Origin of the sequence: Zhongshania aliphaticivorans, from assembly GCF_902705855.1 — a bacterium.
Taxonomy (GTDB): domain Bacteria; phylum Pseudomonadota; class Gammaproteobacteria; order Pseudomonadales; family Spongiibacteraceae; genus Spongiibacter; species Spongiibacter aliphaticivorans_B.
Genome location: NZ_CACSIJ010000014.1, coordinates 297440 through 316357, shown reverse-complemented (window position 1 = coordinate 316357; position 18918 = coordinate 297440). Strand labels below are relative to the sequence as shown.

The 18918-nt window shown below is 46.7% G+C and carries 17 protein-coding genes; 4 read left to right on the top strand and 13 right to left on the bottom strand.

Annotation, left to right across the window (positions count from 1 at the left end; all coding sequences use genetic code 11):
* Position 1 precedes the first annotated feature (1 nt).
* On the bottom strand, positions 2-1873 hold the full coding sequence (locus GVJ32_RS13525) for a site-specific DNA-methyltransferase (RefSeq protein WP_159240626.1): 1872 nt from the start codon (positions 1871-1873) through the stop codon (positions 2-4).
* On the opposite strand from GVJ32_RS13525, the gene GVJ32_RS13520 reads away from it, so the two are divergent.
* Positions 1859-2179 (top strand): hypothetical protein, encoded by a 321-nt coding sequence (locus GVJ32_RS13520; protein ID WP_159240625.1) that lies wholly within the window; start codon positions 1859-1861, stop codon positions 2177-2179. The genes GVJ32_RS13525 and GVJ32_RS13520 overlap by 15 nt on opposite strands.
* Here the strand turns inward: GVJ32_RS13520 and GVJ32_RS13515 are convergent.
* From GVJ32_RS13515 to ahpC, 6 genes are all read right to left on the bottom strand, one after another.
* A complete protein-coding gene (locus tag GVJ32_RS13515) occupies positions 2144-3385 on the bottom strand; it encodes an RNA-binding domain-containing protein (RefSeq protein WP_435808088.1) in 1242 nt (413 codons plus the stop codon). The genes GVJ32_RS13520 and GVJ32_RS13515 overlap by 36 nt on opposite strands.
* A 26-nt stretch (positions 3386-3411) precedes the next feature.
* Positions 3412-6237: an SNF2-related protein gene (locus GVJ32_RS13510; protein ID WP_159240624.1), complete on the bottom strand. Its 2826-nt coding sequence runs from the start codon at positions 6235-6237 to the stop codon at positions 3412-3414.
* A gap of 6 nt (positions 6238-6243) precedes the next feature.
* Entirely contained in the window at positions 6244-6438 is a 195-nt protein-coding gene (locus tag GVJ32_RS13505; RefSeq protein WP_159240623.1) for a helix-turn-helix domain-containing protein, read from the bottom strand.
* Between the two features lie 406 nt (positions 6439-6844).
* Positions 6845-8029: a Fic family protein gene (locus tag GVJ32_RS13500; RefSeq protein WP_159240622.1), complete on the bottom strand. Its 1185-nt coding sequence runs from the start codon at positions 8027-8029 to the stop codon at positions 6845-6847.
* 485 nt (positions 8030-8514) lie between these two features.
* Positions 8515-10116 (bottom strand): alkyl hydroperoxide reductase subunit F, encoded by a 1602-nt coding sequence (gene ahpF / locus GVJ32_RS13495; RefSeq protein ID WP_159240621.1) that lies wholly within the window; start codon positions 10114-10116, stop codon positions 8515-8517.
* A gap of 78 nt (positions 10117-10194) precedes the next feature.
* Positions 10195-10764 (bottom strand): alkyl hydroperoxide reductase subunit C, encoded by a 570-nt coding sequence (ahpC, locus tag GVJ32_RS13490; RefSeq protein ID WP_159240620.1) that lies wholly within the window; start codon positions 10762-10764, stop codon positions 10195-10197.
* A 140-nt stretch (positions 10765-10904) separates the two neighbouring features.
* On the opposite strand from ahpC, the gene oxyR reads away from it, so the two are divergent.
* Positions 10905-11798 (top strand): DNA-binding transcriptional regulator OxyR, encoded by an 894-nt coding sequence (oxyR, locus tag GVJ32_RS13485; protein ID WP_159240619.1) that lies wholly within the window; start codon positions 10905-10907, stop codon positions 11796-11798.
* A 32-nt stretch (positions 11799-11830) separates the two neighbouring features.
* On the opposite strand, the gene GVJ32_RS13480 is transcribed toward oxyR, so the two are convergent.
* Both GVJ32_RS13480 and GVJ32_RS13475 read right to left on the bottom strand, forming a co-directional pair.
* Positions 11831-12343: a DUF1993 domain-containing protein gene (locus GVJ32_RS13480; protein ID WP_159240618.1), complete on the bottom strand. Its 513-nt coding sequence runs from the start codon at positions 12341-12343 to the stop codon at positions 11831-11833.
* Between the two features lie 423 nt (positions 12344-12766).
* Complete coding sequence (locus GVJ32_RS13475) at positions 12767-13111, bottom strand: hypothetical protein (protein ID WP_159240617.1); 345 nt, start codon at positions 13109-13111, stop codon at positions 12767-12769.
* Positions 13112-13202: 91 nt separating this feature from the next.
* On the opposite strand from GVJ32_RS13475, the gene GVJ32_RS13470 reads away from it, so the two are divergent.
* Together GVJ32_RS13470 and GVJ32_RS13465 are read left to right on the top strand one after the other, a co-directional pair.
* A complete protein-coding gene (locus GVJ32_RS13470) occupies positions 13203-14075 on the top strand; it encodes a helix-turn-helix transcriptional regulator (RefSeq protein ID WP_159240616.1) in 873 nt (290 codons plus the stop codon).
* Positions 14076-14105: 30 nt separating this feature from the next.
* Complete coding sequence (locus GVJ32_RS13465) at positions 14106-15176, top strand: DUF429 domain-containing protein (RefSeq protein ID WP_200841418.1); 1071 nt, start codon at positions 14106-14108, stop codon at positions 15174-15176.
* A 168-nt stretch (positions 15177-15344) separates the two neighbouring features.
* On the opposite strand, the gene GVJ32_RS18490 is transcribed toward GVJ32_RS13465, so the two are convergent.
* The 4 genes from GVJ32_RS18490 to GVJ32_RS13440 form a co-directional block, all read right to left on the bottom strand.
* On the bottom strand, positions 15345-15521 hold the full coding sequence (locus tag GVJ32_RS18490; protein ID WP_353652908.1) for a BrnA antitoxin family protein: 177 nt from the start codon (positions 15519-15521) through the stop codon (positions 15345-15347).
* 24 nt (positions 15522-15545) lie between these two features.
* On the bottom strand, positions 15546-15683 hold the full coding sequence (locus GVJ32_RS18485) for a BrnT family toxin (RefSeq protein ID WP_200841417.1): 138 nt from the start codon (positions 15681-15683) through the stop codon (positions 15546-15548).
* A 201-nt stretch (positions 15684-15884) separates the two neighbouring features.
* Positions 15885-17663: a sugar phosphorylase gene (locus GVJ32_RS13445; protein WP_159240615.1), complete on the bottom strand. Its 1779-nt coding sequence runs from the start codon at positions 17661-17663 to the stop codon at positions 15885-15887.
* Positions 17664-18884, bottom strand: a complete 1221-nt coding sequence (locus GVJ32_RS13440; protein ID WP_159240614.1) for a glycosyl transferase — start codon at positions 18882-18884, stop codon at positions 17664-17666.
* Between the last annotated feature and the right edge of the window lie 34 nt (positions 18885-18918).

Here is an 18918-nt window from a genome sequence, read left to right as displayed (position 1 = left end):
CCTAAACTGTTTTAAATTCAATACGGTCAAGCCCTTGCTTGTCGCTATTAAACGCAGCAAAGGTTTTTACCGCATTGGTTTTAAGCTGGTCGTTACCTTGAAAGGCGCTATCCAAACACATAAATTGCCCTGGTGCTTCTGCAAACACTGCATCGATTAGTGATTGATCAATGGTTTTTTCTAGATGGATTAACAAGCTACCCTCGGCAATGGAAAACACTTTATGGCCAGCCAATGAAATCTGCTCTACTTTTTCGGTGGGCATAACACCGGCTTTGATTAATAGTTCGTAGAGTAAATCTTCTTGTGAGGCATTGGGGTCGATATAGTCCAAGCCTAAAGCCATTTGTTTTAGCAGCTCTTCGTCGGTGGCATCTTTGCTGGGAACTTGCCATTGTTTGAAGTTACTTTGATTGAGTTTTAGTACTTTGAAGCCTAGATCGAGGATTTGGTTATTTTCTAGATCGAGCTGGCCGTCTACTTCAGAGCGAATTTTTACTCCGGTACGGCGGATTCGATCTTTCGTAATATCTGCAATTGTTTTGTAGCCATTTTTAAGAGCAGCTTTTCCCGATTTTTCTTTTTCAGAATTTGGCTCAGGTAACTGAACTGCAATAAAACTTGTTATCAAGCCATCTTTTGCAGCATCCAGTGAAGCTTCGGCAAAACTCCCCGACCCAGAAAAAAAGTCCATTACTAAGTCGTCATTACTACACACGTACTTAATCAGTTGCTTTAGTTCAACGTGATCTTTAGGATTGTCAAAAAGTTTTGCACCCATAAGATTCCGCAAATACTTTACTGCCACTTGGCTCTGCTTATAGATGCAGCTCCCGCGGACTTGTGTTGCCAACCCTTCACCCTCCTCCTCGTCATCACCGCCGCCATCTTCTATCTCCAACGCAATAGGCCTAAGATGCGCTTTCCTGAAAGGTGGCTTAGTATGATCTTCGCGAAAGACCACCAATCCTGCTTTTATTTGTCGTTCCATTTCTTCTGGTGCGGAAAACCGCCATCCGGCTTCAGGTATTACACAGGGCAACTTTGTCACAGGGTGCACTACTGCGTATTGAGGGCCATCTCCACCAGGCCATGAAATATCTCTATCTCTCCATGGGCCATAATCATCTATACGTTTGTATCTACTCCATTTTTTTGAAGGGTGGGACTTAGGTAGTGATGTAAACCACGACTGTAAATCATTTTCAATTTCTGAGTGGCTGTTTCCATGCCTTTCAAGCAATTCTGAATATTTCTCCCAAATTTCCTTTGCTCCTGGCTTTTCTTCGCGCCAAATAGCTCCTAGCTCTTTCAATTTTGTTATGCTTCTGGCATAAACCAACATATATTCATGACCGACAGAAAATAATTTAGCATCATTTTTTCGACCCTTCTCCCAAACAAGACACGCGATTTGATTTTCTTCCCCGAAAATTTCATTACACATCCGCCGTAAATTTTCCACTTCATGGTCATCAATGGAAATAAAGATCACGCCATCTTCCCGCAATAAATTTCGCGCCAAATACAAACGCGGGAACATCATATTGAGCCATTTGGTATGGAAGCGGCCTTCGTTGGCGCAGTTGGTGCTCCATTTTCGGCCTTCGCCGCCAGCTTCTTTTAAGCCAGCGTATTGTAAATAGGTATCCAAACTCTCGCTAAAATTATCGGGGTAGATAAATTCGTTACCGGTGTTATAGGGCGGGTCGATATAAATCATTTTCACTTGGCCGTAGTAGCTTTTTTGTAAAAGCTTTAGTACTTCCAGGTTATCGCCTTCTATAAATAAGTTTTCGGTTGTATCAAAATCTACTGACTCTTCGCGGCAGGGTTTTAAGGTGGCGCGGCTGGGCTCTTGAATCAGGCGCAAGCAATCGCGCTTACCGGGCCAATCCATGCCGTAGCGCTCGCGGCGGTTGTCGTAAAGTTCACTGAATTCACCCAACTCGGCTTTAAGGCGCTCGAAGTCGATGGTTTCAACGATGTCACCGTTATCATTTTTCGTTTCGGTAAATGCGCTTGGGAACAGCTGTTTGAGTTCTTGCTTGCGTTGCGCGGCGATATTGAGGGAGTCACCGTTCATTTTTGTATCAGTCATGAAGAGTCCTTGCGACTTAATTTTTTGCGTCTTTTTTTGCTTCTATTTTTCAGGCTTGACGGCGGCGAAAATCGTTAGCAGTAATTCAGCGTCATCAATCATTGTGTATTCAGGATCTTTGCCGCTAAGCTCTTTACTGCGGTTAATGATCTTGGGTACCCCTTCGCCACGACGTTCGATTAAGGCTTGGCGACCAGCCTCTTCCCGCGCCGCGTAGTAGCGGCTGAGCAAATTCACCAAGGCCTCGNTACGGGTAACGGTGTTATCCATCAAACCATCAATGGTGAGGCTGTTGGATAGTTGCCCTGGGGAATATAGCTCCAGACGGTCGGCAAACATATGCAGGCGTATTTTGCGGCCGGTCATAGAGTAGTCGCGATGGGCTACGGCGTTTACTACTGCTTCAAATATTACACCCAAGTCGTATTGAGGAATGTCCACCCGGCCTACGTCTTTGGTTGCACTGACACGCATATTGCGCTTAACAAAATCCAGAGCACCATTTATTTGCTGATCGATGGGACCGGTTAGGTCTTGTGCGTCTAGCTGATCTTGGGCGTCACGCACATCACCGCTGTAGTGCACACATTGGATATAGGCATTGTTTAACCACTGTGTTGGATCTGGTGTTAGCAGCATTACTCCGCACACTGAAAGCCCTTGCGTGTGTTCGTCGGCGGCAGTCAAATGCAGTTTTTTGAGTTGTTCGTGTTCTGGGATATTCGGCTTTAAAAAGCGTTCCTTAAGGCTTACGTCTATATCTGCATTCGACGTATTAGGTATAGGTGTTTCATCAAAACGTATTAGTCGTGATTGAGAACGCTGCTGAAATAAACGCGCAAGCACTTCTGGCTTCATCTCCTGCTTGGTGGAGCCCACACGCTGATAGTAACGGCCAGCGCTTTGGTGCACAGAGATGCTACGGGGCACGTCCACATAGATAACCGTTTTTAAATTGCCTTGCTGGTCGGGCAGTTGAAGCAAGCGCGTATCAATCCGCACCGGGGGGTTAATATTTTGTTGGCTGATATTAACCAGCCATTCTTCAGTGATAGCAACCAGCGCATCATCAATACCCACTACGTTACGGGTTTTGTCTTCTACCCCCATGACCATGCGCCCACCTTGCCCATTGGCAAAGGCAGCTATCTCGTGGGCCATTTTGTCTTTATTGGGCTCTTTGGGTTTATTACCGTCAAACTTGATGGCCTTAAACTCTATACTGGAATCTTCCCCTAGGCGGATATGAAATAGCAGATCTTTAACCAGTTGTTGTCGCTCCACAGTATTCGCCACTTTGTGTTCCCCAATTACAGTTTGAGTGTCCAGCGTGCGCTGAATAATTGCGTTAAGCTGCAAGATAGTTCGAGCTTTGCGCTGACTTCATCAAGCAGTTTATCTTCTTCTTGTTCAATGTCTTTTTTAGCGCGATGGTATTCAGTGAGTGCGTCGTCACGTTTGCGCTCTAGTTTACGCAGGCTTTTTTTAGCCTCAATTTTTTCTTTAGTCGAGGCCAGCTGGCGGGCATCTTTTTTAAACTGACGAATTTGTTCGTCCAGGTCATCGACCGTTTCCATTAGGGCTTTGCGTTTGTCCTGCGCCCATCGCTCTAACTTACCGGATTCCTGTTCCAAGTAATTATCCAGTTCATCTTCTTTTAACAGCTTTTGCTTTTCCACCACCTCATCCATCTTTTCTATCAGAACCTGTTCATTAATGGATGTATCAAGCGCGCGCTCTTGTGCAGGTATACAGAGTAGATGTGCTGCATTTTCTTGGCTGAGCACGACCCCCGCATCGGTTTGGGCGACAATAAAAAGTTGTGACGAATTAGCTTTGCCCAAATTATAAGAAAAGCTTAAGTTAAATACCGCAAGCTCACCGGATTGACCAGCAAGCGCTTTTAACGCTGCATAATTGCCTTCAAGCTGGCCATATTGAAACTCTAAATGCACTGTTGTGAGCGGATGAGCTTTGGCTCGTCTAACCAAATCCCAGGCAAGAAAATGCTCTGTGGCTTGTAAGCGAAAAAACTCTGAGTCATTTTGTTGCGCTAATGGCCAGCTTAAGTCAAAGCGGCGGTTATCATAAAAAAAGTGATTGGTCGCAATTTTTGCTTCGGGCAGCTCTGCCTTAGCCAAATCCAACAATACGCGTTCATATTCCTGCAAAAAGTCATGACTGCTGTCACGGGTATTTTTGAGTGTGGCTACTACATCGCGGTCAAAATTAGACATCAAGGATTCACGGGCTAAAGCCTCGCGAACCTCCAGCGCCTCTCTCATATCCTCTTGCAGCTGATCAAACTGCTGTTCAATCTCTTCATCACTACGACATTGTTGATAGATCTGATAAATTCGCTGCTCTATGTCAATACTACTGGATATTGCCCCTAGCACTTCGTCGGAGGCACCAAATACGCCTTCGAATAATTTTAATTTTTCATTTAGTAACTGGAATACGCGTTGATCCGCTGGATTTTTACGGTTAACAAAATTGACGACGACGACATCGTTCTTTTGACCATAGCGATGAACTCGACCAATACGCTGCTCCACTTTTTGCGGATTCCACGGTAAGTCGTAATTAATCAACACGGAACAAAATTGAAGGTTGATACCTTCGCCCCCAGCTTCAGTGGAGATTAAAATATCCGCTTCGTTACTTTTAAACTTTTCTACTAAAGCGGCTTTCATGTCGCTTGGCTTAGAACCACTAATCCGTACGGAGTTTTGGTGCTTTTCTATCCATGCCTTATAGATATTTTGAGAATCACCATCGGCATTTGAGCCATTGAGTATAACTGTTCGACCTTGATAGCCATTGTTATTCAGAAGATCATTTAAATATTGCTGGGTACGGCACGATTCGGTAAAAATAACCGCTTTCTTTTGTCCACCCAGATTTTCAGTCATCTCCATTGCTTTATTTAAGACTTTTAATAGCGCCTCACCTTTAGCATTTGTTTTTATACCTTCTGCTAATTCCTTAAATGAGTTTAATAGCTCGATTTCTAAGCGTAGCTTATCCGCTTTGTGCGAACTCGACGATGCTGAATCACCGAAGTCATTGTCCCGCCAATCGTCTGAGTCCTCTAAATCTGCGAGTGATTCTTCATCCAACAAATGCTTGTCTCGCAGGCGTTGCACCATGCCTTTTAAGGTTTCAGCAACGGCAAATGAAGAAGAGGCCAATATTTTACGTAAACCTATGCTGACAAGATGTTTCGCTTGAGGGTTAATAGCTTGGTTATCTGGCGCTTGCAGGTATTCGGATAGTTGCTGGTATAAATCCCACTCTTCCGCAGTGGGAGTGAAATCCTCTGTTAACGCATAGCGATTGGTAAAGTTGATTCCACCTTCTTGTTGCACTTGCCTGCGTAGAGTGCGGTGGCAGAGTGGCTGTATACGCTGCTTTAAGTCGAGTAGAGCCGTATTATTTTTCTGACGATTGACGTACAGAATTTTAAACGATTTTTCATCGCCAAAAAAATGGGGGTCAATGACTTGGCTTAAGCCATACAACTCCATTAAGTTGTTTTGAATTGGGGTTGCTGAAAGCAGTACCCTGCTTGCTGCTTCTTGTGTGGCCTCCACTATAGATTTGGCGCGTTTACTACCTTTTTTCTGATAAACGTTTCTGAGCTTATGCGCTTCATCAAATACAACAAGATCCCAAGTGATTAATTGCACTCGGTCTTTTTGCAGTGCAACGTACTCATAGGAGCTAATGATGACTTGGCCATCTTGATCAAAGGGATTGGAGACACCAGTCTTTTTTAAATCTCTAGCGATTTTACTGTCCACAATGGTTGAAGGCAGCTCAAATTTATCGAGAAGTTCTTGATTCCATTGCTTGCGCAGTGACGCCGGCACAATCAGTAAAATTTTACGTTTGTGCTCTGCCCACTTTTGGGCAATCACAAGACTTGCCTCGATGGTTTTACCCAGACCGACCTCATCGGCCAATAGAACACCTTTCTCAATGGGAGATTTCAGTGCAAAACACGCGGCTTCAACTTGGTGTGGGTTCATATCCACTCTGGCGGAGGCCATGACGCGGGACACTTGGTTTTGCAATTTCCCTGTTTGCGTGAGCCAATGGGCAAAATAGGCGCTTTGATGTTTAGTAAACATTCTGGTCTAAGCTCCGTTTTGCTTTGCTTCTGTATCCAGCCAACGATCGATGGCTGCTTTTGCGAAACGCCACTGTTTACCGATTTTCTGGCCTGGTATGCGGCCTTCCTGCACGGCTTTATACAAGGTGGATTTCGGGACTTTTAAGTAATTGGCCAGCTCATCTAGAGTCATAACCTGATCGCTTGTCTCATTAGTCATTGTAATTACTTGTTTTTATCGGTTTTTACGAGTTTAGCAGTTTTAGTCGCTGGGTAAAATAAGAAATAAGCAGGCTTCCGGCATATCTACGAATACCAACAGACACAACTACCCGCTGTCTGAAGCCTCAAAAAAGGGAGGCAATATGAGACTTGAGCGATGTCACAAAATGAATCAGCAGTTTTTTATACTAGTCTAAACGTGTAGCTGAATTATAGGCTTCTAAATTATGCCAACGGTTACCTGTGGGTATGAGCTCTTCCTGCCCGGCCTCGTACACCATTTTTAAAAATACTAAAAAGGTAAGCTCGTTAATGTACTCATGGTAGTCACACCGTCCCCGCGCAGCAGATCACCGAGGTTCCAGAATTCGGCGACACGATTTTGTGTGCTCATAAGGTCGTGCTCATTGGCTTTTTGTTGGGGGAGAGCCTGTTCCATAGCTAACGACCAATGCATAACGAGTACTGCGGCCGCCACAGGGTAATTTCGCGAAACAGTTTTTTTGTACCAAGTCGGCTAGCTCGCGGGTGGCGGTGGCTTTACTGACTTTGGCTAATGCTTGGTATTTGCTGGCGTTTACACCTTGGGTAAATTCTTCACCTTGGTTATCTAAAAAGCGGTTAAGCACTTTTATTTGACGCTCGCTTAATACGGTTTGTGCGTGTTGCTGCCAGAAGCGGGTTTTATTGAGTACCCGCTCAAAGCGTTGCAGGCCGCTGGCAATGGCATCTTCTAATACGGATAAAAACCACTGTAGCCATGGAGTGATATCGAGGTCGCCTTTTTGCGCCTGCTCCAGTTGCTCGTAGTATTCCTTGCGGCGGGCCATGATAGAGGCGCTTAGGGAATAAAAGCGAATGCTGCTGGATTCGGCTTGGGCCAGCGCGCGGTCGGTGACAGCGCGGGTAACACGGCCATTGCCATCATCGAAGGGGTGTAAGGTAATCAACCACAGATGGGCAATGGCAGCACGCAGCAAGGCGTCGACTTCGGCAGATGGTTTGTTAAACCACTGGGTAAAACGCTGTAGCTCATCTTCCAAGCCTTGCCGAGGCGGCGCCTCAAAATGCACAGTGGGATCGTCGAGGCGACCAGAGATGACTTGCATAGGCGCATCGCTGCGCAACTGGCCTTTTAAAACAGGCGTATACAGGGTTTGCAGTTCTGGCGTTTCAGGGAATAAGGCTGCCTGCCATTGGCACAGTGTATTTTGACTAAGGGCTTGATGAATATTACTGGTGGCGTCGATCAACAGTTTAGCCAGTGCTTCGGTTTTCGGGGTGCCGACAAAGTTAGTCGCTTTGCCTACAAAAGCCGCCTGCTCTAGCCCCAGATGCCGAACGACCGAGGAGCGCACGGCGGCGGCATCCAACTTTTCGCCCTCTATTTCACTGGTGCGCAGGGCGGTTTGTACTAGCGCATCCAAGTGCGCGGCCTGGTTTTCTGTGCTTAGGGATTCTGACTGACCAAGCAGCCGCCCCTGTTGCAGGCGCACTCGCTCTAGCTGTGGGCGCAAGGCTTCTTCCCGCCAGCGAAACGCTGGGGCGGTGCCCTGCCGCCAAGTCGGAAGTTGCCAGATGTATTGCATGGTTGCGTGCACTGCGTGTGGTTATGACAAATTGGCGTAGTGGCCTTGAGCCGAATAAACCCTATATTTGGATCGTAATATGAGCCGAATAATAAGAGCTATTCGGCTCAAAAGCCAGAAGCTTGGCTGATCTCCTTATATTAGCGCCATTTTCACTGAAGTAAGGCACGATTAAACGGCTCTGGTAGTTCACTGACAGGCTGCTTAAACAGCTTATTCGCTCGATAAATACCACATTGGTGCTGAAATATGCCCAGACCACCCTTATGTCAAATTAGGGGCGTATTTTCGACATAGTGTTTTTCTTATGTCCGAAACTCGCTTAGCTTGATATGCAGCTTGGTTAGCAGGTAGTCGTATAAATGACAGAGAGCTACCTCCTCTCAGTGAAAAGGCAAGAGGAAATGGACTTTCCATTGATCAATATCCAGACAAAAAAAGCCCCTCAAAAGGAGGGGCAATAAGGTGTATACAATGTGGGCACTTTAAGCGGCTTGTTCTTCCTCAGCCTTTACTGACGCCTCCGGCTCATCAACCACTTGCCGAATAAGATAATCAAAGGCACCCAGCGCTGCGGTTGCGCCGCTACCCACCGCGACGACAATTTGTTTGAACGGTACGGTGGTCACATCACCCGCCGCAAACACACCTGGGATTGATGTTTCGCCGCGTGCGTTAATTTCAATTTCGCCACGGGGTGTTAATGCCACGCTGCCCTTCAAGAACTCGGTGTTGGGCACCAAGCCGATCTGCACAAATATGCCCGCAAGGGTGACGCTCTTTGTATCGCCGGTATTACGATCTGTATATTGCAAACCGGTAACGCGCTGGCCATCGCCGAGTACTTCTGTGGTTTGGGCGCTGGTGATAATGTCGATATTTTTCATCGACCGCGCTTTGCGTTGCAGCACTTCATCTGCACGTAATTTGCTATCGAATTCCAGTACCGTGACGTGTGCGGTTATGCCGGCAAGATCAATTGCTGCTTCTATACCTGAATTACCGCCGCCGATGACCGCTACCGATTTCCCTTTAAATAAAGGGCCGTCGCAATGCGGGCAGTAGGCCACGCCTTTGCCACGATATTCTTGCTCGCCGGGTACGTTCATTTCTCTCCAACGTGCACCGGTTGCCAGCAGTACCGAACGACTGCGCAATACAGCGCCGCCTTCAACACTGACTTCTATGCTTCCGTCTTCAGCCACGCTCAGCGCAGATGCTTTATGGCCGCGCATAATATCGACGTCATAGGCGCCAACGTGGGCTTCTAAATTGGCGACTAATTTAGGGCCTTCGGTTTCAGTTACCGAGATAAAATTCTCGATGCTAACGGTATCTAATAATTGGCCGCCAAATTTGTCAGCAAGCACACCTGTTTTTATACCTTTACGCGCGGCATAAATAGCCGCCGATGCGCCAGCTGGGCCCCCGCCAACAATCAGCATGTCGAATAGGTCTTTTTCGGCTAGCTTTTTAAGACTGCGTGCGCCGGCATTTTTGTCGATTTTCTTTAAAATATCGGCCAAGCCAATGCGACCCTGAGAAAACTGATGGCCGTTCATAAATACAGTTGGCACCGCCATAACTTTGCGATCGTCTACTTCTTGCTGAAACAACGAGCCGTCGATCATTTCATTACTAATTTGCGGATTTATTGCCGCCATCATATTCAGCGCCTGAACCACCTCCGGGCAGGTCTGGCAGCTCAAGGAAATATAGGTTTCAAAGCGGTATTCACCGTCAAGATTGCGCACTTGCTCAATCAAGTCTTTGTCGATTTTCATTGGGTGGCCGCCACTGTGTAACACGGCCAATACCAATGAGGTAAATTCATGGCCGAGCGGTACGCCAGCAAAGCGCATTTCTGTGCCCTTAGCTACCGAGCGCACACCCATTGCCGGACGGCGCGCCGTAGCGTCCTCACCCTGAACAACGGACACCAGCGCAGACAGCGCAGATATCTCATTCATTAGGCTTTCTAGCTCGCGGGATTTGTCTTGGCCATCGAGATACGCGACCAGTTCTACCGGAGTTTTTAAATTTTGGAGGTAAGTCTCCAACTGGATTTTCATTTTCGCGTCTAACATGACAACTCCCGGAAATATTTAAATTAATTTTAAAAATTCGGTTTAAAAAAGGCCCCGTTACCGAGGCCAACAGGGGTGTTAAATTTTACCGACTAGATCCAGAGACGGAGACAAGGTTGCTTCACCAGGCTGCCATGCTGCTGGGCATACTTCACCGTCGTGTTCAGCTACGTACTGAGCCGCTTGTACTTTACGAACCAGCTCTTTAGCTGAGCGGCCAATGCCTAGGTCATGTAGTTCTGCCACTTTGATTTCACCCTCTGGGTTAATAACAAATGTGCCGCGTAATGCCAGTCCATCTTCTTCAATCATCACGCCGAAGTTGCGTGAAATCCGGCCAGTTGGGTCGCCAATCATTGGGTATTGAATCTTGCCAATGGTGTCGGATGTGTCGTGCCATGCTTTATGGGTAAAGTGGGTATCAGTTGAGACCGAGTACACTTCAACGCCCATTTCTTGTAACTGCGCGTAGTGATCTGCCATGTCGCCCAGCTCCGTAGGACATACAAAGGTAAAGTCCGCAGGGTAGAAAACAACCACTGACCACTTACCTAGTAAGTCGGCATCGCTTACGTCAATAAAGTCGCCGTTGTGGTAGGCGGTGGCTTTGAAGGGTTGTACTTTGGTGTTGATAATTGTTGGAAACATAATGTCACTCCTGACGTTTTGATAAAGGTAAATTCGGTTTGCCTTAAGCTCAGGAGCCATACTACGGAAGGGTAACTTTCATATCTAATCGATCGTTATTATGATATTGATAGGTTTTACCAATACATATTGAGCAGCCAATGATAAAGATTCGCGATCTTCAATACCTCGACGCCGTTGCCAAGCACGGCCATTTTGGTCGTGCCGCCGACGCCTGCTTTGTTAGCCAGCCAACGCTGAGCGGGCAAATTATGAAGCTGGAAGATCAGCTTGGGCTAAGTCTTTTTGAGCGCCACCGCAAGAAGGTGATGCTGACCCCAGCGGGTGAAAAACTGCTCTTACGCGCACGGCAAGTTCTGCGCTCCGCAGAAGACTTTGAAGAAACCGCAAAGGCCCTATCAGACCCTCTAAACGGTGACTTACATGTGGGCTTAATCCCCACCGTGGCGCCGTATTTACTGCCGCATATTATGTCTGCACTCAGCGCCGCACTGCCCAATATCAATTTCTTCCTGCACGAAAACCAAACCGATGTACTGCTAAAGCAATTGGATGAAGGCAAGCTTGATGTGTTGATTCTAAGTTGGCTGGACAGCATGGCGAATGTCGAGCGCTACACCCTGTTTGATGAGCCCTTGGTGCTGGCCTCCCCCGTCAATCACCCCCTGGCGCACAGCGACTCGCTTACTTTAAAAGACTTAAACGGACAATGGGTACTCACACTGGAAGACGGCCATTGCCTGCGTGACGAAGCTTTGGGCTACTGCTTTAGTGCAGGTGCTAAGGAGGACTCCCGCTTTCAAGCAACGAGCTTAGAGACCTTGCGCTATATGATCGCCAGCGGAATGGGCATTACTTTAATACCAGAGCTAGCCATAAAAGAAGGGGAACACGGACTGCGATACACGCATTTTAAAGCACCAGTACCGAGCCGGGAGATTTGTTTACTGGTTAGACCCAACTATTCAAGAATGGAATGTGTACGGGCCATGGTGTCGTCGATCAGAACATCAATGGCCGATTACGTAAAATAGCACGGGCCGCTGCGACAGCCCGAGCGTTCAACTTAATCGATAAAAGCGATGCCGCCCAGATAATCCAACTTACCGACATCAACCCCGTTGTGACGAAGTATCGAGTAGGCGGTGGTCACGTGAAAATACAAATTGGGAATAACAAAACTGACAGCAAACGTACTGCCCAGCATTTTCTTGCCATCTAACCAAGGCAGACTAATTTCTTTCGACGCAGTATCTGCAAAATCTGCTGCGCTATACGTGGCCAAATAATCCTGCACAGCCGCGATACGAGTATAGAGCTCGCCCAAGGTCGTTTCGGTATCTTCATGTTTTGGTGCACTGTCTGCTTTTCCTGCAAGACGCGCCGCACCCAGCTTGGCGGTATCACAACACATCTGAACCTGACGAACCAAGGGAAACTGATCAGGTGCTAAGCGTGAGGTTAACAACACCTCCGGTTCGATTTTTTTGGCCTCGGCAAACTCAGCCGCTTTTTCTAGCATTGCCTTCAAATTGCCCAGCATCTTACTAGCCTGCACAACAGTAATGTCATAAAACATGGTTGATCACCTCAGCGAATGAATTGAACTATTTATGTTTTTGTTGCTGGTACAGAGTTGGGGTGCTTGGCCTCTCTATTCAATAGCGCAAGAATTATTATTTTATGTCGCGCACAAAACAAGCTCGACGATAATTGTGATACACATGCACGCTACTGATCGGCGAACTCTGTGTATGGCCCCTTACTCTCAAGCGACTAGCTTTATCATTATGGTGAAACCGTGAAGATCATGATTTTGGTATACGGCTGCAGCTGGTAACAAGCGGACAGTCAAAAAGAATAAAGAAGAATCTTAACGATGCAGCCTAGACCACGAAAATACCCAAGCTATCCCAGCCGACCGACTTCGCCGATCTTGAAACCTTTAAGATCCAACGTATTTAGCGGGAAATGCCGCAGGCCTTTACCTGCACGAAATATTTTATAAATCATGTAGATATTGACGGCCACTCTCCAACGTGACGTACACAATACCGCCACCGATTATTGCAAAAACACAAGCGGCCGGAATGCTCCCGATCGCCGCTCCAATTGCACCGAGAATCATCGCCCAGGGAATCACGTATACCCAAAGCATTACTTTCCCACCTATTGAGGTCGTTTCCAGAGCCGAAAAAATGAACAGCGCGACTAAAAACACCCACCACGAAGTGAATACCACCCCAATCAACACACATAGCATTACAAAATGGGCGCTATACCAATCTGAGTGCGACTTATTCCAACCTGCCCGTGTTACTCCACGGCGTACATCACGACTACTCATAGGGTTACCTCCGCAGAGTCACCATAGTGCAATTCTCTAGGACATGTATATATTGTATACATATACATGTCGCATTTTCAGGTAGGACATCATGATACATGCGGGGAAATTAGGGGACGTAAAATGGGACTTGCTACTTCGCTACCGACATATTGAGACCATTGCCTATTGGGAGCGGCGCCTCACCACAAACCATCTGATGAATGCTTTTGGTATAGGTCGACAGCAGGCATCTAGGGATATCAATGCCTACTTAATAGATTTTGCAGGCGACAATCTCATCTACGACCCTCGATTAAAGGGGTATAAACCAACAGCTAATTTCTTGCCGCGATTCACGCTTGGCGTCGCAGACGAGTATTTGCAGCTACTGTCTATTCGCGACCACTTAAACAGCGCACCAATATTACTAGGCTGTGCGCCGCCAGCTATAAGTGAGCGCATAAGTCCGCCACTGCGCGATTTACGGCCCGAAGTACTAGCACCAGTGATACAGGCAGCCCGTGAGGGAAAGCGCCTTGAAATTTGCTATAGCTCATTGACTAATCCCGCGCCGGAATATCGGGTTATTCAGCCCCATACGGTTGTATTTAATGGTCTTCGCTGGCACGTTAGAGCCTGGTGCGAAAAGAAAGCGGCTTTTAGCGATTTTGTATTGAGCCGAATTTCTGACTTACCAGATCCAGTATTGCCTGGCGAGAATGGCCCAGAAAAAGATGAAGCGTGGAATAAAATAATTAACTTGGAAATCGGCCCTGATCAACGTTTAAACGCTGACCAGAAACGGTTAATCGAAACAGACTTTGGGATGGAAAATGGTACACTCAAAGTGGCTACTCGGGCAGCACTAGCCAATTATGTTTTACAGTTACTCAGGGTCGAGCACGAACGAGCAGATACTCCGCCGACTATTCAGCAAATCACGCTGCTAAATCGATCGGAAGTATCGAAATGGCTGTTTTAAAGCCAACTTGCAACCAAGGGAATGAGCCAATTGACGAACAATCGGAATACGGAAGTACTACTTGCGGGTATTGATTTGGCGTGGCAAACCACTAAAAACCCCTCCGCAGTTGCCCTCGGTAAATTAGCCGGTGACACCTTGGATGTAACACACCTAGAGCCTGCTCTATACGGAATTGAAAATATCAGGAGTGTGCTGGCGGAAGAAAGCCTCCATGGCATTGCAGTGGATGCCCCACTGATCATCAACAATGTAACCGGCCAGCGCCCCTGTGAAAAAACGCTATCAGCAAACTACCATTCACGATTTGCGGGTTGCCACCCGTCCAATCAAACACTGTACCCTAATGCGCTAAGCGTCCAACTAGCCGATCAATTATCCGAAATAGGATTCCAGCATTTGGGGAGCACTGATACACCATGGCAGATCGAATGCTACCCCCATCCCAGTATTGTTGAAATATTTGGACTACCTGAACGCCACAAGTACAAAAAAGGCACTGTTACTGAACGTCGCCTTGGTCAGATCCGACTAGCGATGATGATCAAAAGCTTGGCCACGAGCTCAGCATTGAAATTATCCTTACCCGGTCACGTCCTTAAGCTCTTGGATGAGCCCTACATTAACGACCTATCGGGACAATCACTGAAATCCAACGAAGATGGTTTAGATGCGCTGATTTGCCTATATATCGCCGGGCTATACCAACGACAGGCAGATGCCGCCGTATACGGCGACACAATCGACGGCTATATCTGGGTGCCGACAGCTCAGGTGGCAAGTTTCAGCCCCGGCCCTGCACATCCATTAAAACCAAGACCTCAGCCGATCAACCGAAAGCATACCGCCCCACCGAAGGTAGGAATTACAGAAGACTTCCGAAACGGCACTACCCAAAGCACGACCATTGGCTACATCAACAGAAACCAACAACGAGTATTAGGTACTAGAGGAAAATCAGGCACTGATCACCGTGCCAAAGCCTACAAATTAGAATGCCTTAATTCAAAATGTGGCCACTTATATGGCGCGAATGGAACAGATGTATTTCTCCGGAAATGCCCTGAGTGCCAAGACGGGCGCCCAGGAATCCCATACTGATCTACCAGTGGGCTAATGAGACTCTCGTCAAATCATGGCGTTTAGTCCACTGTCAATTTATGTGCCCGCTATTGTGACACTACAGCCAAACACTCCCAGTATCTAGCGGGCACTTCCTGATCCGCTAACAACCGGACAGAACAAATTTAAGCAACTTGCTAACAGTCTTTACTGCCACTTCATCGTTAGATCTTTATGCGACTGCGCGCAATCACGCAGATAAAGATTTATTAGGCTTTGATAGGGTACACCTTTGTCCTCCGCCAACCCTTTAAAATACTCGATCGTATCTTCATCAAGTCGGATGGCTACCTGCTTTTTAGCTTTTTTGCGTAGGGGTTTGATTTGGACTTCGAGAAATCATAGCTGTCACGCATTTTTAGCACCTTCATATACTTTTCGTTCTGTTTTGTCTGCCTTTCGATCGGAGATAATACGAATAAATTCGCCCTCTCTTACACAATGACAGACGACCAATAGGCAAGAATGAATACTTGTTCCAAGCAAGATGAATCGAATGAGATGCGGTGATTTTTAACATTAGAGGTATCCTTGCTAGGATCCCATTCAAATCGCAAATGAGCCATGCTTTGACCATAACTACATTGTATTTACAGTCAAGGGCTTAGAACGATACTGTTCAAATGCATTGCCCATATTACAACAGCCAATCCCCGGTAAAAATTTTATGTAATGGTAGCGTATTATCTATTCACCGACGGCATTCACATTGTCACAGCGACGCAACCAACGGTAGCCATAAGGCGCTAGTACAAGGCATGTCTGACTGCGCATATCCGCACCGTCGTTTACGATATCCAGCCAGTGCGCGGACCCATCGAGGTTTAAATCTGCCAGCAAGATCTCTTGAGGCTCTGCGCTAATATTGTAAACAGCAACAATGGCCGCGCCACTGCTGTGACTTTCACGACGAATACCAAACACCTGATCCCCCAAATGCAGGGGATACTGTGCGGCGTTTGGATGAAAGGCAGCTTGCGCTGAGCGCAGTGTGATCAGCTCTTTCAGGACTTTGAAAATTCTTGCGTGATGGCTATTGGTGCCTAGCTGAGATTCAAGGNCGTCTGCCTCCCATTGATGACGATTTATAGAACGGTTGTGGCTGGTATGGAGTACGCGATTTTCGTCGTTCTCGGTTGCCAATAGGCTGTGTATATAAAATGCTGGCACACCCTGAACCGCTAACATCAAAGCGTGCGCACAAATAAAGCGCTGCTCTTGCAGACCATCTTCGCCGTCATTTTCGTTGTCTGGATGTAAATGGCGCCGCATGGCATCGAACAGGCTGATGTTTATTTCATAGGGTCGATTTTCGCCGTTAGCCAAAGCCCGCCAAGACACCTTGCCGCCACTCTTTTGCATTAGCGTGACTAGCTGATTAATTTCTATGTCATCGAGCAAGCCTTCTGCGGGGCGTAAGCCAATGCCATCATGCGAGGCAATGAAATTGAAATAAGTAGTGCCATCTTGCGCAGCAGGCATGCCCATCATCCACGTTTTTAGCGCCTTGCAACTGCCGCTGACCATGGTGTTAATTAACAGCGGTGGTAAAGAAAAGTTATAAACCAAATGTGCTTCGTTGGCGTTACCGAAGTAGGCCAAGTTTTCTCGCAGCGGAATATTAGTTTCAGTAATAATTATTGCTTCAGGTACCGCGTGTTCAATCAAGGTTCTAACTAGGCGCACGGCCTCGTGGGTTTGTTCTAAATTTAAGCTCGTTGTGCCGGGTACTTTCCATAGAAACGCAACGGCGTCGAGTCGAAAAATTTTTACGCCCATATCTAAGTAATGACGAATAATTTTTACAAATTCGAGTAATACGGTGGGATTTTGAAAATTAAGGTCTACTTGATCATGACTAAAGGTACACCACACATGACGTTTGCCATCTAAGGTCTGCACTTCATTTAATAGTGGACTGGTGCGCGGTCGTACAACTTCGCTTAAATCCGTTGCTGGGTCTACTTCTACAAAATAGTCCATGCCTGGGTGGCGACGTTGTTTAAAGTTTTCAAACCACACACTGCGACTGGAGCAATGGTTAATGACCAAGTCTGCCATTAAATCAAAATCGCGCGCGATGGCATTGATATCTTTCCAATCGCCTAAAGAGGGGTTCACTTCAACATAATTTATTACTGAAAAACCGTCATCGGAGCTATAGGGATAAAACGGCAATATATGAACGCCGCTGATTAAACCGCGTAGTTCTCTGCGCAGGAAATCGTGCAAGGTATGTAATGGCCATTCCCCTTCACGCAGGATTGAGTCTCCATAGGTAATGACTAGCGTGTCACTTTCGTCCCACAGATTTTTGTGCGCCTCGGGCATAAAGCAGCGTTGATCTAGCGCCATGAGAGCAATCATTTCGTCTAGCAAAGCGCTCTTATCAAGGGCTGGATACAAAACCTCTAGATGGGCGCTGAGTCGTTCACGTAAATGTTGCTGCGGCGCTAAATCTACCATTCAGGAGTATTCCTCATTATCTGCAACCACCGCAGCCATCATGTCATCTAACAGGGTTGGCTCGGCGCTGCACACTCTGTTCCAGCTTGGAATAAAGGGAGTTTCCATGGGGTTTTCTAAAAACATATTACCGGCTTTTACAATATTCTGAGCAAATAATTCGACTGCCTGTTCTTCGCGATGCAAGTCTAAATCCAAGCCATTCATCACGGCGTCATTGCGATAACTATCGACAAAATCCAAGGCCACCCGATAGTAGGTCGCTTTTATAGAGCGAAAGGTTTCGCTATTGAACACTACACCGTTGGTTGCCAACTTTCTGAATACGGCTTTGGAAATGTCGATAGACATTTTTGATAAACCACCGCCGTCATCTTCCTCAGATAAGTCCTGATGTTTGTGATCATAAACGTCAGCAATATCGACTTGGCACAAACGGTTGGTTGAATAGTTGCGATACATTTCCGACAAAACACCAATTTCCAAACCCCAGTCACTTGGGATTCGCAAATCGTTCAGCACATCTTTACGCATAGAAAACTCGCCTGACAAAGGGTAGCGATAGCTGTCAAGATAATCTAAATAATCTAATGAGCCAAATATCTTTTTTAGTGAGCGAATTAATGGCGTGACCAATAAACGGCTAACCCTACCGTTAATTTTCCCGTCTGCTACACGGGCGTAAAAGCCTTTGCAAAATTCATAGTTAAAGCCCGGATTCGCCACCGGATAAAACAACTGCGCCAACAGCCGCCGATCGTAAGTTAAAATATCGCAGTCGTGTAAGGCTATTGCCTCAGCTCGACCGGATGCTTGGATATAGCCAATACAAAACCACACGTTACGACCTTTACCGGGCTCTGCCGGTGATAGACCTCTACTTTTAAGGCGCTGATCTATCGCTTGTAAGCGCGGCCCGTCGTTCCACAATACACGGTGACGCTGAGGCAATCGGCTAAAGAATTTTAATGCATGGCGGTACTGCTCTTCGTTCGCTTGATCTAAGCCGATAATAATTTCATCGATGTAATCGACTTTAGCGATTTCATCAATAATGGCCGTCAACGCAGTACCTTCCAGCTCTGAATATAAGGACGGTAAAATTAATGCCATAGGCCGCCGCTTAGAAAATGTTAACAACTCTGCCTCTAGATCTTCGACTGACCTATCGACCAAATTATGTAGCGTAGTAATAATGCCGTTCTGATAAAAATCGCCCATAAAAATCTCGTTTTATTTTTTAATATTGCTTAAA

Excerpts from the sequence above, each read along its gene's own strand:
- GVJ32_RS13510 (WP_159240624.1), bottom strand. The coding sequence starts at position 6,237 with ATGTTTACTAAACATCAAAGCGCCTATTTTGCCCATTGGCTCACGCAA.
- GVJ32_RS13505 (WP_159240623.1), bottom strand. The coding sequence starts at position 6,438 with ATGACTAATGAGACAAGCGATCAGGTTATGACTCTAGATGAGCTGGCC.
- GVJ32_RS13500 (WP_159240622.1), bottom strand. The coding sequence starts at position 8,029 with ATGCAATACATCTGGCAACTTCCGACTTGGCGGCAGGGCACCGCCCCA.
- ahpF (WP_159240621.1), bottom strand. The coding sequence starts at position 10,116 with ATGTTAGACGCGAAAATGAAAATCCAGTTGGAGACTTACCTCCAAAAT.
- ahpC (WP_159240620.1), bottom strand. The coding sequence starts at position 10,764 with ATGTTTCCAACAATTATCAACACCAAAGTACAACCCTTCAAAGCCACC.
- oxyR (WP_159240619.1), top strand. The coding sequence starts at position 10,905 with ATGATAAAGATTCGCGATCTTCAATACCTCGACGCCGTTGCCAAGCAC.
- GVJ32_RS13480 (WP_159240618.1), bottom strand. The coding sequence starts at position 12,343 with ATGTTTTATGACATTACTGTTGTGCAGGCTAGTAAGATGCTGGGCAAT.
- GVJ32_RS13475 (WP_159240617.1), bottom strand. The coding sequence starts at position 13,111 with ATGAGTAGTCGTGATGTACGCCGTGGAGTAACACGGGCAGGTTGGAAT.
- GVJ32_RS13470 (WP_159240616.1), top strand. The coding sequence starts at position 13,203 with ATGATACATGCGGGGAAATTAGGGGACGTAAAATGGGACTTGCTACTT.
- GVJ32_RS13440 (WP_159240614.1), bottom strand. The coding sequence starts at position 18,884 with ATGGGCGATTTTTATCAGAACGGCATTATTACTACGCTACATAATTTG.